13 protein-coding genes and 3 tRNA genes are annotated in these 13649 nt (G+C 66.0%); 4 read left to right on the forward strand and 12 right to left on the reverse strand.

The window, feature by feature from the left end; genetic code table 11:
• Positions 1–44: 44 nt before the first annotated feature.
• From pyrH to rpsB, 3 genes are all read right to left on the reverse strand, one after another.
• Positions 45–782 (reverse strand): UMP kinase, encoded by a 738-nt coding sequence (pyrH, locus tag PV772_RS05080; RefSeq protein WP_141161027.1) that lies wholly within the window; start codon positions 780–782, stop codon positions 45–47.
• Positions 783–932: 150 nt separating this feature from the next.
• Positions 933–1769: a translation elongation factor Ts gene (gene tsf, locus PV772_RS05085; RefSeq protein ID WP_307359931.1), complete on the reverse strand. Its 837-nt coding sequence runs from the start codon at positions 1767–1769 to the stop codon at positions 933–935.
• Between the two features lie 129 nt (positions 1770–1898).
• Positions 1899–2762 (reverse strand): 30S ribosomal protein S2, encoded by an 864-nt coding sequence (rpsB, locus tag PV772_RS05090; RefSeq protein WP_141161029.1) that lies wholly within the window; start codon positions 2760–2762, stop codon positions 1899–1901.
• A 446-nt stretch (positions 2763–3208) separates the two neighbouring features.
• Between rpsB and PV772_RS05095 the strand changes: the two genes are divergently transcribed.
• Positions 3209–3793 carry a M23 family metallopeptidase gene (locus PV772_RS05095; protein ID WP_347885528.1) on the forward strand — a complete coding sequence of 195 codons (585 nt, stop codon included), beginning with the start codon at positions 3209–3211 and terminating at the stop codon, positions 3791–3793.
• 66 nt (positions 3794–3859) lie between these two features.
• On the opposite strand, the gene PV772_RS05100 is transcribed toward PV772_RS05095, so the two are convergent.
• The 6 genes from PV772_RS05100 to PV772_RS05125 form a co-directional block, all read right to left on the reverse strand.
• Positions 3860–5050 carry an acyl-CoA dehydrogenase family protein gene (locus PV772_RS05100; protein ID WP_347885529.1) on the reverse strand — a complete coding sequence of 397 codons (1191 nt, stop codon included), beginning with the start codon at positions 5048–5050 and terminating at the stop codon, positions 3860–3862.
• Positions 5051–5188: 138 nt separating this feature from the next.
• Positions 5189–5262 (reverse strand) — tRNA-Ile (locus PV772_RS05105).
• A 74-nt stretch (positions 5263–5336) separates the two neighbouring features.
• Positions 5337–6533 (reverse strand): glycosyltransferase, encoded by a 1197-nt coding sequence (locus tag PV772_RS05110; protein ID WP_307359927.1) that lies wholly within the window; start codon positions 6531–6533, stop codon positions 5337–5339.
• Between the two features lie 116 nt (positions 6534–6649).
• Positions 6650–7558 carry a DMT family transporter gene (locus PV772_RS05115; protein ID WP_347885530.1) on the reverse strand — a complete coding sequence of 303 codons (909 nt, stop codon included), beginning with the start codon at positions 7556–7558 and terminating at the stop codon, positions 6650–6652.
• Complete coding sequence (locus PV772_RS05120; RefSeq protein WP_347885531.1) at positions 7558–8181, reverse strand: CDP-alcohol phosphatidyltransferase family protein; 624 nt, start codon at positions 8179–8181, stop codon at positions 7558–7560. Before PV772_RS05120 ends, PV772_RS05115 begins: the two co-directional genes overlap by 1 nt.
• A 101-nt stretch (positions 8182–8282) precedes the next feature.
• Positions 8283–9134, reverse strand: coding sequence for a phage holin family protein (locus tag PV772_RS05125; protein WP_347885532.1), 852 nt, complete (start codon positions 9132–9134; stop codon positions 8283–8285).
• Positions 9135–9312: 178 nt separating this feature from the next.
• On the opposite strand from PV772_RS05125, the gene PV772_RS05130 reads away from it, so the two are divergent.
• The 3 genes from PV772_RS05130 (at position 9313) to PV772_RS05140 (ending at position 11261) form a co-directional block, all read left to right on the forward strand.
• A complete protein-coding gene (locus tag PV772_RS05130; RefSeq protein WP_347885533.1) occupies positions 9313–10536 on the forward strand; it encodes a multidrug effflux MFS transporter in 1224 nt (407 codons plus the stop codon).
• A gap of 58 nt (positions 10537–10594) precedes the next feature.
• The gene (locus tag PV772_RS05135) at positions 10595–10774 is read left to right on the forward strand and encodes a glycine zipper 2TM domain-containing protein (RefSeq protein WP_141161037.1); all 180 of its coding nucleotides are present in this window, start codon (positions 10595–10597) and stop codon (positions 10772–10774) included.
• Between the two features lie 79 nt (positions 10775–10853).
• Positions 10854–11261: a hypothetical protein gene (locus PV772_RS05140; protein WP_141161038.1), complete on the forward strand. Its 408-nt coding sequence runs from the start codon at positions 10854–10856 to the stop codon at positions 11259–11261.
• Positions 11262–11328: 67 nt separating this feature from the next.
• Here PV772_RS05140 and PV772_RS05145 read toward each other — a convergent pair.
• The 3 genes from PV772_RS05145 to dnaG all read right to left on the reverse strand — a co-directional run bounded on the left by PV772_RS05145 (position 11329) and on the right by dnaG (position 13634).
• Positions 11329–11401 (reverse strand) — tRNA-Asn (locus PV772_RS05145).
• A gap of 122 nt (positions 11402–11523) precedes the next feature.
• Positions 11524–11596, reverse strand: a tRNA-Asn gene (locus tag PV772_RS05150).
• A gap of 94 nt (positions 11597–11690) precedes the next feature.
• On the reverse strand, positions 11691–13634 hold the full coding sequence (gene dnaG / locus PV772_RS05155; protein WP_141181131.1) for a DNA primase: 1944 nt from the start codon (positions 13632–13634) through the stop codon (positions 11691–11693).
• Between the last annotated feature and the right edge of the window lie 15 nt (positions 13635–13649).

Genomic DNA, 13649 nt, shown 5'->3' on the forward strand with positions numbered 1-13649 from the left:
GGTGGGGCGGGGACGGAACTGTCCTGAAATCATCCTAGCCGCAGCTAGGCGGTGACCAGGGTGCCCAGCTTTTCGCCAAGGATGGCGCGGGTGACGTTGCCTTCACCTTCCATGCCGAAAACCACCATGGAGAGGTCGTTGTCCTTGCACATGGTCATGGCCGTCTGGTCCATGACGCGGATGTCGCGCCGGAGGGCGTCGTCGTAGCTGAGCGTTTCCAGCCGTTCCGCGGTGGGGTCCTTCTTGGGGTCGGCGGTGTAGACAGCGTCCACCCCGCTCTTGGCCATAAGGACCACGTCGGCGTGGACTTCCAGGGCACGCTGGGCTGCCACGGTGTCGGTGGAGAAGTAGGGCAGGCCTGCGCCTGCACCGAAGATGACCACGCGGCCCTTTTCCATGTGGCGGATGGCGCGGCGCGGGATGTAGGCCTCGGCCACCTGGCCCATGGTGATGGCACTCTGGACTCGGGTTTCGACGCCCGCCTGCTCCAGGAAGTCCTGCAGGGCCAGGCAGTTCATGACCGTTCCCAGCATGCCCATGTAGTCGGCACGGGACCGGTCCATGCCGCTCTGGGACAGTTCGGCGCCACGGAAGAAGTTTCCGCCGCCCACCACAATGGCCACTTCCACTTCGGGAACGGCTGCGGCAATCTGCTTGGCGACGTTGCGGACGGTCTCGGGATCGACACCGAGCTTCCCGCCGCCGAAGACCTCTCCGGAGAGCTTCAGGAGGACCCGCCGCCGGTTCTTCTCCGAATGCGTGACAGTGTTGACGGCTTCCATGATGCCTTCCCGTTGGTGACTCTGAAAAAAGGGTATCCTGCCGGCTCCGGTGGTCGGAACCGGCAGTGGTCCAAGCGGACTGTTGCTGCGTCCGTTTGGGCGCATGCAAAAGGGGCGGCCACCGAAGTGGCCACCCCCTTGCAGTTTCGACTAGGAGCCGACGCGGAAGCGCGTGAACGCGATTCCCTTGACACCGGCCTCTTCGAGGACCTGTGCCACGGACTTCTTCGCGTCCTTGGCGAATGCCTGGTCAACCAGGACCTCGCCCTTGTAGAAGCCGGTTACGCGGCCTTCCACAATCTTGGTGAGGGCAGCTTCAGGCTTGCCCTCGGCCTTGGCGGTCTCTTCGGCGATGCGGCGCTCGGACTCGACGAGCTCGGCCGGAACGTCCTCACGGGTGAGGTAGTTCGGGGCCATGGCGGCAATGTGCACGGCGACGTCGTGGGCGGCGGCGGTGGCGGCTTCGCCTTCACCGTCGACGGCGAACAGCACGCCGACCTGGGCCGGGAGGTCCTTGGAGGTCTTGTGCAGGTAGGCGTCAACCGTCGCACCCTCAACGCGGGAGATGCGGCGGACGACGACCTTCTCGCCCAGGATGGCGCCTTCTTCGACGACAACCTCGGAGAGCGGCTTGCCGTCAACGTCGGTGGCCAGCAGGGTTTCGAGGTCGGCAGCGCCGGACTCGACAGCGACAGCCAGGACCTTGTCGGCCAGCTGGATGAACTTGTCAGCCTTGGCGACGAAGTCGGTCTCGCAGTTGACCTCGATCATGACGCCGACGCCGTTGCTGACCTTGGCGGCCACGAGGCCTTCGGCGGTGGAGCGGCCTTCGCGCTTGGTAGCGCCCTTGAGGCCCTTGATGCGGATGATCTCGATGGCCTTTTCGGCGTCACCGTTGGCTTCGTCAAGAGCCTTCTTGACGTCCATCATGCCGGCGCCGGTGCGCTCGCGCAGGGCCTTGATGTCCGCGGCAGTGTAGTTCGCCATGTGAACCCCTCTGTCTAGAAATGTGTGGTGGTGTACGGACCGACAGGACGGCAGCCCACGGAGGTGGGCTGCCATCCTGTCAGCAGCTCCGGCTGCGGACAGCGCGGAGAATCCGGTTTTTTTGCGTGACTACTTGGCGTCTTCGGCGGGAGCCTCGGCAGCTGCCGGGGCTTCCTCGGCTGCCGGAGCTTCAGCGTTCTCTGCCGGAGCTGCAGCGGCTTCTGCCTTGCTGCCTTCGAGGAGCTCGCGCTCCCACTCGGCCAGCGGCTCTTCCGGAGCTTCAGCAGCGCCAGTGCCGCGGTTGTTGCGGGCGATCAGGCCCTCGGCAACGGCGTCGGCAACAACGCGGGTCAGCAGGTTCACGGAGCGGATGGCGTCGTCGTTGCCCGGGATCGGGAAGTCGACTTCGTCCGGATCGCAGTTGGTGTCCAGGATGGCCACAACCGGGATGTTCAGCTTCTTGGCCTCGTCAACGGCGAGGTGTTCCTTCTTGGTGTCAACAACCCACAGCAGGGACGGAGCCTTGGTCAGGTTGCGGATACCGCCGAGGTTGGACTCCAGCTTGGTCAGCTCGCGCTTGAGGAGCAGGAGTTCCTTCTTGGTGTAGGCGGAACCGGCGACGTCGTCGAAGTCGATCTCTTCGAGTTCCTTCATGCGCTGGATACGCTTGGCAACCGTCTGGAAGTTGGTCAGCATACCGCCGAGCCAACGCTGGTTGACGTAGGGCTGGCCCACGCGGGTTGCCTGCTCGGCAATTGCTTCCTGGGCCTGCTTCTTGGTGCCGACGAAGAGCACGGTGCCGCCGTGGGCAACGGTGGCCTTGACGAACTCGTAGGCGCGGTCGATGTAGGACAGCGACTGCTGCAGGTCGATGATGTAGATGCCGTTGCGCTCGGTGAAGATGAAGCGCTTCATCTTCGGGTTCCAACGGCGGGTCTGGTGTCCAAAGTGGACGCCGCTGTCAAGCAGCTGGCGCATGGTTACGACGGGCATTCCGGCGCTCCTTATTTTCCGGCAGGTCATTCATGAGAAAACCCGGAGGCTTCTTACCCTGCCAATAGTTGACGGTTGATCAGCGTGGCCCGGGCGGGCCGTGCTCCTGGCATCCACCGCCCTTCCCATCAGGACCAAAGCCTGACCGCAGGAAGCGCGGTCCTCCGTGGACAACGCCGGAGCGTTGCCTGCCGGAAGGCCGGATGCGCGTAGTCAGCCGCCGCTCCCCCACACTCCTGAATGAGATGTGCCGACGCCGTCCGGACAGGGCGGTGCACCGCGGGGGTGGACCACTGGGACGGAAAGCGTTGAGGGCGCAGCAAACTGCTCCACCAAGTGTACTACAGGCGGCCCCTGCCGCCGGACACTGCGCGCTGAACGGACCGTTGTCCACATAGCCGGATTCCGCCCTGCCGCCTGCGGGCCAGGGCGGGCATTCTGGTCGCATGAAGACACCAGTCCTGCTGGCGGCAATCCTCCTGCTGCCGGCCTCCGTCGCCTCCGTGGGCACCGGCGTCCCGCTCGCGCCGATCACCACCGGCGCCACAGCCCAGGCAGCCGGTCCGGGCCAGGCAGGAATGCCGACGACGACGGCCCGGCCAGGTGCCCGGGCCTCCTGGCAGTGGCCGCTGGCTCCGCGGCCCGAGGTACTCCGCGGATTTGATCCCCCACCGAAACCGTGGCTCAGCGGACACCGGGGCGTGGATCTCGGCACTGCCGGGGCCGGCACCGACGTCCACGCCCCGGCCGCGGGAACGGTCAGCTTCGCCGGCGTGGTGGTGGACCGGCCAGTGATCACCATCGACCATGGCGGGGGCCTGCGCAGCAGTTTCGAACCGGTGGAAAGCACGCTGCCGCAGGGCGCCGCCGTGGCTGCGGGCCAGGTGATTGGCACTGTACTGCCGGGGCACTGCCCGCCGGCGCAGTGCCTCCATTGGGGAGTCCGGGACGGTGGGGACTACGTCAATCCCCTGCAGTTCGTCCTGGACCTGCGGCCATCCATTTTGCTGCCACTCGCGGGTGGACCATGACCACTAAACGCAGGCATGGCCCCGGAGTATCAGCCGATCAGGCAACTCGCCGTGGGGGCGCCCCGCCTAGACGATGGCCGAGATGCCGGTGATGGCGCGGCCAGTCACCAGGGTGTTGATTTCGGCCGTGCCCTCGTAGGAGTAGATGGCTTCGGCGTCGGCGAAGATCTTGGCCATCCCGTAGTCGGTCACGATGCCGTTTCCGCCGAGGATGCTGCGGCCCAGCGCCACGCTCTCCCGCATGCGGTCGGTGGCGAACGCCTTGGCCAGCGCGGACTGCTCATCCTTGGCTTCCCCGGCATCCTCCAGCTGCGACAGCCGGACCATCATGCCCATGGAGCTGACGGTATTGCCCAGGATCCGGACCAGCTGGTCCTGGATGAGCTGGAAGGAGGCCAGGGGACGGCCGAACTGCCGGCGCTCCACGGCGTAGCGCCGGGCAACATCGAAGGCGGCCATCTGGAGCCCCACGGCCTGCCAGGCAACCGACAGGCGGGTGACCTTGAGTACCTTGTTGACGTCGCGGAAGCTGTTGGCATTGGCGAGCTTGAAGTGATCCGGGACCACCACGTCCTGCAGGACGATGTCGGCATTCTGGACAGTCCGAAGGGAAATCTTGTTCTCGATCTTTGTTGCGCTGTATCCGGCCAGCGTGGTGTCCACCAGGAAGCCCTTGACCTGGTTGTCCGCCACGTCGCGGGCGTACACCACCACCCAATCGGAGAAGGTAGCGTTGCCGATCCACCGCTTTGCGCCGCTGAGGATCCAGTTGCCGCCGTCCCTGCGCGCTGTGGTGCGCGTTCCGCCGGCCACGTCACTGCCTCCAAGCGGCTCGGTCAGGCCGAACGCGCCAATCTTCTTCAGTGCGTAGATGTCGGGGAGCCATTCATCTTTCTGTTCCTGGGACGCCAGCAACTCGATGGAACCGGCGAAGAGCCCGTCGTGCACCCCCAGGAAGGTGGCGATGGAGGCGTCGGCCCGGGTGGCTTCGGCGTGCAGCATGCCGGCGAAGAGGTTGGAGTACCCCTGCCGCCGGACCGGGCTGACCAGGTCCAGCCCGGCAAGCTTCGGCACCAGGTCCATGGGGAACTCTCCGCGGTTCCAGCAGTCCACGGCAATGGGCTTGACCTCGCGGTCCAGGAACCCGCGGACTTCGGCGAGCCGGTCCTGCTCCTTCCCGGAGAGAAGCTGCTCGAACGCGAAGAAGTCGCCGTCGGCGTAGGGAAGCTCGGGAAAGTCGGCTGTGGAGGTGGCCATGGTTACCTTCTTGGGTGATCAGCGCTGACCATGCCGCGGAACGGAGCACGGTATGTTACTGGTCAGTAACATACCGCAGGGTGTGGGGTTAACCAAGAAAACCGCGGCCAACAGAAATTGTCGGCCGCGGTCTATGGGTAGGGCTACTCGGACTTGAACCGAGGACCTTAGGATTATGAGTCCCGCGCTCTAACCAGCTGAGCTATAGCCCCCAAGCCCCGGGAGCAGGCGGTGGACCGCCGTGCTCCGGCAGGGCATGAACACTCTAGCAAACACGGGAAAGGGTTCAGACCACTTTGTCCTCGTAGGACGCGCCGCGGTACAGGTCCTCGAAGGTCTGCAGCGTGCCCTGGATGCTGTGGGGTTCCACCATCTGCCGGCTTGCCCGGCCCATGGCGCGCTGTTCCTCCTTGGGCAGTTCCAGGACCTGGGTGATCTTCTTGGCAAGGTCGTCGCTGTCGTTGGGCGTGAAGAGGTACCCGTTCTCGCCGTCGCGGACCAGGTGGGGCAGCGCCATGGCGTCGGCCAGGACCACGGGTGTTGACGCGGACATCGCTTCCAGGGTCACCAGCGACTGCAGCTCCGCGGTTCCGGGCATGCAGAACAGGTCGGCGCGGATATAGGCGGTCCGCAGTTCCTCGTCGCTGGCCAGGCCCAGGAATTTGACCCGCCCGGTGAGCCCGAGCCGGCGCACCAGGTCCTCCAGGGCAGACCGCACTTCGCCGCCGCCCACGATCTCCAGGTGCACGTTCAGCTCCGGCGGCGTCTTGCCGATGGCCTCGATCAGGACGTCCACGTGCTTTTCCTCGGCGAGGCGGCCGGCGAACAGGACGGTGGGGTGCGGGTGCGGCTCGATGTGCTCGCCGGGCTTCAGTTCGTAGGCGGCGGAGTCGATGCCGTTGGACAACGGCAGGACTTTGCGCAGGAACGCGTGCTCGTGCATGGCCCGGGCGGCAAGCGGGGTGGGGGTGGTGACGACGTCGGCCTGGCCCATGACCTTGCCCATGTCCTTCCAGGAGACCCGCCCGATGATGTCCTTGAACCACTGCGGGAACGGCAGGAAGGGGTTGAGGTTCTCGGGCATGAAGTGGTTGGTGGCGATAATGCGGACGCCACGTTTCACGGCCTCATACAGCACATGCTCGCCAATCATGTAGTGGCTCTGGATGTGCACAACGTCCGGGTTGACCCGGTCGAAGAGGAGGCTGATTTCCTTCTTGATTTCCCAGGGGAAGCAGAGGCGGAAGCTCTCGTGCGTGAATGCCTTGTGCGAGCGGAGCCGGTGAACCGTGGCTTCCTCGCGGAACTCGGTGAAGCTCTTTCCCTTGCTGTCGCGGGAAGCCAGGACATGGACGTTGTGGCCCCGGGCCGTCATCCCCTTGGCCAGCCGGTATCCGAACTGGGCAGCACCGTTCACGTCCGGCGGATAGGTGTCTGCGGCGATCAGGATGGTCAGGGGTCGCTGGTCGGCTGGCGTGGTCATGGGGAGTACTCCTGATGGTCACGGTGCGGACAGCGTGGAACTGACAGCACGGTTGGCCGCTGGCGCAGGGGCGCCGGGCTTCGTGGAATTGCTGGTGATGTTGGACTGGAAATGAACTAGTGGGCGGGCCTTCCGGAAGCCTTCCGCGCGTCCTTCTTGCGCTTGGTGACTTCCGGGTGGTGCCGGGAAAGGGCGATGACTCCAACGATAGCAAGGCAGGCCGCCGTTCCCATTGCAATGGCCATGACCGCATGGACGTCGGGCCGCAGTTCACCCAGGATGATGATGCCGATGGCAATGCCCACCATGGGGTCAACCACCGTGAGTCCGGCGATCACCAGGTCCGGCGGCCCCGTGGAGTAGGCGCTCTGCACGAACCATGACCCCAGGCCGCCGGCCGCGATGATGGCCACCACGGAATACCACTGGACGTTCAGCAGGAAGAGCCCGTTCGGGTCCAGGAGGTGCTTGCCGATGATCCGGGTGAGCACCGCCACGAAACCGAACAGGATGCCGGCGCCGAGGATATAGATGAACGCGTTCATCCGGTGCCTGAACATCACCGCCAGCGTGCCGAACAGCCCCACCGCCAGGGCCAGGAGCAGCACGATGGTGAGCTCGTCTTCCGGGCTGACATGGTGGTTCTCCTGGGTCACGTTGACCGCCAGGAGGACGAACAGCGCGGATCCAGTGACGCACGCGGCGATGGAAACTGCCGTGGCACGGTTGATCGTCAGGTCCTGGTCCCGGGCGTTGACCACTGTGGTGATCACCAGGGCAATGGCACCAATGGGCTGGATCACGGTAAGCGGCGCGGAGACCAGGGCTACGGCATTCATGGCCATGCCGGTGCACAACAGCAGGAGCCCCAGCATCCACCGGGGGTTGCGCAGGAGGCGCAGGAAACCGTTCGAGCTGAGGGCCAGGCCACCGGTGTCGGCCTTGACCGCGCTCCCCTGGCGCTGGGCACCCAGGGCAAGGCAGAAGGCGCCAAGCACCGCCAGGCCGACGGCAAGCCACACCATCAGCCGTCCCCGCCGTCGTGCTGTTGTTGTTCCCGGCCCTTGCGCAGCATGGCCCAAAAGTAGTTGTACGCGGCAATCCAGTGGCCGACCAGGCCCAGGCCCAGCACCACCCAGGCGGCGGTGAGGAGGGTGGCGGACATGACGGTATCCAGGCGGGATAGGAGCAGCAGGGGCGTGCCCAGCAGCAGCAGCCCGGTCCGTACCTTGCCCACCACGCTGACCGGGAGGTCCGGGTGTCCGTGGAAGAGGGAGAGCGTCAATACCAGCAGGACGGCATCGGGAATCACGAGTGCCGCCAGGTAAAGCCAATGCACGACGCCGGCAATCACCAGGGTGAAGGCCACCGCCAGCAGGGCCAGGCGGTCGGCAATGGGGTCAAGGACCCGGCCGAGCTTGGAGGCTTGGTCGAACCGGCGGGCGATGTAGCCGTCGATCCAGTCCGTCCCGGCCATGACAGCCAGGACAACCACCCCGGCCCCGTATTCCTTCTGGGCCAGCACAAGCCAGATGAAGAGCGGAACGCCCATGAACCGCACCACGGTGAGCAGGTTGGGGATGGTGGCCACGCGGTCATGGTCCACCTGGGGACGGCCGGGGCGGGCGCCTGCACCAATGAACTTCACCCGTCCCCTCTCCTTCCTGCAGCGCCGCGGCGCGGTCTTTCGGTTGTGCCTTTTCAGGCGGAAACAGCGTCCGCCGGAATCCTGCGTGGCGGAACGGGGACCTAGTTGGCGCGGAAGAGCCTGCGCAGGAGGACTATCAGGACCGTGCCTGCCGCGACGAAGGCGGCCAGCGGCTTCCAGCGCCTGGACAGGTCGGCGGAGCCGGATACTGCCGCGAACCGCTGCCCCGCCGATTCCATGCCGTGCCGCGCCAGCACCTGGCCCTCGCGCGCCTTGACCTGGGCGGCGGCGAGCAGGTAGCGGGCCTGGGTCTTCACATCCAGCTCCGTGCCGAGTTCGTCCCGGACCTCGGTGAGGTGGTGGCGGCGCTGGCTCAGGCGCCGCACCAGATCTGCTTCGGACGCGTGCGGGAATTCCTGCTCGTGCTGGGCGGCCTTGGCTTCCTTCTCCGCCTTTGCCTTGGCGGCTGCGTCGGCCTTGGCGGCCTTGGCGGCCTTGGCCTCGGGGCTCTCCGGGTCAAGGATGGCCGGGTTGAAGGCCGAGCCCTCGCGGGCCACCCCTATATCGTGCCTGATGCCGCGGATGGTCTCTTCCGGCATCAGCGGCATGGCCTTCTTGAACCTCGCGAGGCCAACCAGGCCGCCGATGAGGGCTATCAGCAGGAAAGCGGCGGAGACCAGCAGGGCTGCCAGCCAGGCGGGCATGATGGTGGCCAGGCCCATGATGGCCGCAACGATCAGTCCAACCACCAGGAATGCGAGGAAGAGCAGCGCGACGGCGAAGAAGGCCGCAGCCACCCCCACCTGGATTCCCTTGCGCTTGAGTTCGATCTTGGCGAAGGCGATCTCGTCATTGAGCTGGCGGGGGGCCAACCGGAAAAGGAGTCTTGCCGTCCCGGGCAGCGCAGTGATACGCAATCCCGGGCTGGTACGCCCGCTGTGACGTCCGCTCATCGGTTCCGCCTTACTGGTTCATGGGTCGATACTGCATCCGTTGGGTGTGGAATGTGCAGCCGCACAGTCCACGCCACCAAAACTACCATTCAGGTTCAGGGCGAACTTGGGGGCTTGCCGGTGGGCGCGGCCTACAACGCTGCAAAAACCGGCATGCGCGGGCCTAGGATTGTTCTCCGTGACCAATCCCCCCAATCCGGGCGACCTGCTGAGCCGCCGCCGGAAGCTCCTGTACATCCTCCTGTTGGGCGCCCTGACCGCCCTTGGTCCATTTACCATCGACCTCTACCTGCCCGCCTTTCCGGCGCTGGAGGCAAGCCTGGGGGTGACGGAGGCCCAGGTTCAGCTCACCCTGGCCGGCACCACGGTCGGATTCGCGTTCGGGCAGCTGGTGGTTGGCCCCTTCAGCGACAAGTTCGGCCGCCGGACCCCGCTGATCCTGGCCACGGCACTGCACATCGCGGCATCGCTGGGCGCCGCAGTATCCGCGGACATCGCCACGCTGGGGATCTTCCGCGTGCTGATGGGGGTTGGCGCGGCCGGCGGCGGCGTGGTGGCCATGGCCATGGTCCGCGACCTGTTTTCCGGCTACGCCATGGTACGCATGTTCTCCAGGATGTCCCTGGTCAACGGGCTGGCGCCCATCCTTGCCCCGGTCATCGGCTCACAGCTTCTGCTGGTGATGCCATGGCCGGGCATCTTCGTGTTCCTGGCAGCGTACGGAACCCTCGTGGTTGTCGCCGCGCTCCTCCTGGTGCGCGAAACGCTGCCTCCGGAAAAACGCGGGCGGACCGGCATGACAGCCCGGCAACGCTACAAAGCGCTGTTCAGCGACCGGATCTTCGTGGGGCTGCTGATGGTTGCGGGATTCAACTTCGGCGGACTGTTCACCTACCTTTCGGCCTCGCCATTCCTGTTCCAGGACGTCTTCGGGTTTTCAGCCCAGCAGTACGGCCTGCTGTTTGGCATCAACTCCCTGGGCATCGTGGCCGGCGTGCAGACCAGTGCGCGGCTCATCCGGATCGTCCCGCCGCAGTGGATCCTGGCCGGCGCCACGGCGTGGATGTTCCTGATGGCCCTGTTGATCGTGGTCTTTGACCGCGCCGGCCTGGGACTGTGGGGCGTCATGGTCCCGCTGTGGTTCTACATCCTGGGCACCGGTTTCATGTTCCCCTGCGTCCAGGTGCTCGCCCTGGCCGGACACGCGGCCCAGGCGGGAACGGCAGCGTCACTGCTGGGCGCCGCGACGTTCCTGATGGCCGGGCTCATTTCCCCGGTGGTGGGCTGGCTCGGCATCACCAGCGCCACGCCCATGGGCGGGGTGCAGGCAGCCTGCATCCTCCTGGCGGCCGCCGCACTGTGGCTGGTGGTCCGGCCGCGCACGGTACCCTCGATCCACTGAGCCAGGCCATCATCAGGGGCGCATGCCAGCCCCTTTGCCTCCAATCGAAAGGCAGCCCGTGAGCCGCAAACCGCACCGTAACGGACGGGGACTGTTCCTCGGGGCGGTGCTCGGCGCCGTCGTCGGCTACTTCGCCGGCCGTCTCCTGGGAAACCCGGGCTGGGGCATCATCCTCGGGACGCTGGCAGGCGCCGCGCTCCTGTACCGGGTCAACCCGGGCTCCCGCCGGCGCCGCTGACTTCCCGGCACTGATTGTTATGGCCGGTCCGGTGCGGCTTTCCCTGCCGTCCGGGTCCCTCCCGCGATAAAATGATGCCGTGCCCAACTGGCAGAACCAACCGCCACTTCCGGCCACATGGCAACGGTGCGACGCCCGGATCCTGCCACTGTGGTGGGAGCGGCTGTGTGCGCAGGCAGGCCAGCAGTCGGCGGCCCTGTACGCTGCGGGACTGTTCACCGAAGACCGGCGCCGGCCCATCGCCCAATGGTTCAATCCCGCCTTCAACGCGGCCTTGCTGGTGGCGCCGGAAACCTCCCCTGAATGGCCGGTGCAGCGCTTCGGAATCTTCTACGCTCCCCCGGACGCCGGCTTCGTGAGGATCCACTCCGCGCCGCACGAATGGAACCCCCGCGAGCCCCGGAAGTCGCCGACCGAGAAGGAAGCCTTCCAGGCGGCCATCGCCGAAGCCGAAAGGTTCCTGCAGGTGGAAATGGACTTCGTCTGACCACTGCAGCACCGCATAAGAAAATCCCCGCTCCTCCAACCGGAGGAACGGGGATTTTTTCGTTGCGCTCCTCCTGCTGGACTTGAACCAGCAACCCTTCGATTAACAGTCGAATGCTCTGCCAATTGAGCTAAGGAGGAATGAAGCAGGTATGACATTAGCAAAGGATTCCGGCACAGGGAAATCGGCAGTTCCCCAGGCCCAGCCTGCCTTGCGGGGAAACAAAAATCCCCGTTCCGGAAGCCGGAACGGGGATTGGAAGCTCCTCCTGCTGGACTTGAACCAGCAACCCTTCGATTAACAGTCGAATGCTCTGCCAATTGAGCTAAGGAGGAATGAAGCGGGTACCAGCCTAGCAAACACCCGGCGGGGAAACGAAATCGGACCGCCGTGACTTGGCCCACCCCGGGTCCGCGGCCCGGGGTGGGCCTACGCCTCGGCCCGCAGGGCCCGGCGTTCCATTTCCAGCATCATCAGTTCCCGGTTGAGCCGCTGGTAGGTTTCCGGCTCCGCCGCCGCGTCAAGGCGCTGCAACTGGCCCATTTTGTCAGCCTTGATCCGGGTGATCTGCAGTTCGAACAGCCGGGACAGAATGTCGCGGCAGTACTTCAGGACCGCTTCCTCGGTATGGGCCGGCAGGGGCACCACGGCGAGTTCCGACACCAGCGGCCGGAGGGGCTCTGGAACCTCGTGCATCACGTGTTCCACCCAACGCACCGGATCAACGGTCAGGCCGGGGCCCGTGGCGCGCATGGCATCGTGGACGGCCTGGAAGGCAGGGATGGCGAACCTGGCAGCGGCAAAGCGGTCCCACACCCCGCCCGCCAGCAGCGCAGGCTGCTGCAGCGCCACCTCCAGCGCCTGCCGCTCCATGGAGGCCACGGGATCGCGGGGGTCCGGCCGGTGGAAGGACGGGACAACGCCCGACGACGGCCCGGCAGCTACGCCCGGCGCCCCGGGCTGGGCGGGAGCCGGGCGGGAGGGACCGCCTGGCTGCGGCTGGCCCGGAACCGGGGACCGTCCCGGGTCGCCACGCTTTCCGGCGTTCTTCACTTCTGCGTTGACCATGCGCAGGACCTCGTTGGGGTCCGGCATGCCCAGCCAGCCGGTCAACGCCTGGCAGTAACCCGTCCGGGTGGAGGCATCCCGGATGGCGGCCACCACCGGCACGGAAGCCTTGAGGCCCTGCACGCGGCCCTCAACGGTATCGAGGTTGAACTGCTTCAAGGTGCTGCGGATGGCGAATTCGAACAGCGGCCGGCGGGACTGGATCAGGGCGTGCACCGCGTCATCCCCGCGGCTAAGGCGCAGGTCGCAGGGATCGGCGCCTGTGGGTTCCACGGCCACGTAGGTCTGGGCGGTGAAGCGCTGGTCCTCTTCGAAGGCCCGCAGGGCGGCCTTCTGCCCGGCGGCGTCGCCGTCGAAGGTGAACACCACTTCTCCCCCGGTGCCGTCGTCGGACAAAAGCCGGCGGGCGATCTTGATGTGTTCGGTGCCGAACGCCGTGCCGCAGGTGGCCACCGCCGTCGTGATCCCGGCGAGGTGGCACGCCATGACGTCCGTGTAGCCCTCCACCACCACCAACTGCCGGTCCTTGGCAATGCTGCGTTTGGCGAGGTCGATGCCGTAGAGGACCTGTGACTTCTTGTAGAGGGTGGTCTCCGGGGTGTTGAGGTACTTGGGGCCTTGGTCGTCCTCATACAGCTTGCGCGCGCCGAAGCCGATGGTGTCGCCGGCCATGTCCTTGATGGGCCAGATGAGGCGGCCGCGGAAACGGTCGTAGATGCCCCGGTTTCCTTCGCTGAACATGCCGGTCAGCTTGAGCTCGGCGTCGGTGAAGCCGCGGCCGCGGAGGTGCTTCAGCAGCGCATCCCACCCTTGGGGTGCATAACCGCAGCCAAAGTGTTCCGCGGCGGCCCGGTCGAAGCCGCGGCCAAACAGGAAGTTGCGGGCCGTGGCGGCGCCGGGGGTGAGCATTTGGGCCCGGAAGAATTCGTCCGCGATCTTATGTGCGTCCAGCAGCCGCTGGCGCCGGCCCACTTCCTCACGGTTGGGGCCGGTGCCGCCGTCCTCGTAGCGCAACTCGTAGCCGATCCGGGATGCAAGCTTCTCCACGGCTTCCTGGAAGGAGCTGTGGTCCTGCTTCTGGACGAAGGCGATGACGTCGCCGTCCTCGCCGCAGCCGAAGCAGTGGTAGCGGCCTACCTGGGGACGGACGGTGAAGGACGGCGAGCGCTCGTCGTGGAAGGGGCACAGGCCCTTGAAGGTTCCCAGCCCCGCACCCTTGAGCGTGACGTAGCCGTCAACCACTTCCTTGATGTCCGTGCGCTGGCGTACTTCGTCGATATCTTCACGTTTAATCAGCCCAGCCACACAGCAATCTTAGTG

This window comes from Pseudarthrobacter sp. CC12 (genome assembly GCF_039907755.1).
In the GTDB taxonomy this organism is placed as follows: Bacteria; Actinomycetota; Actinomycetes; order Actinomycetales; family Micrococcaceae; genus Arthrobacter; species Arthrobacter niigatensis.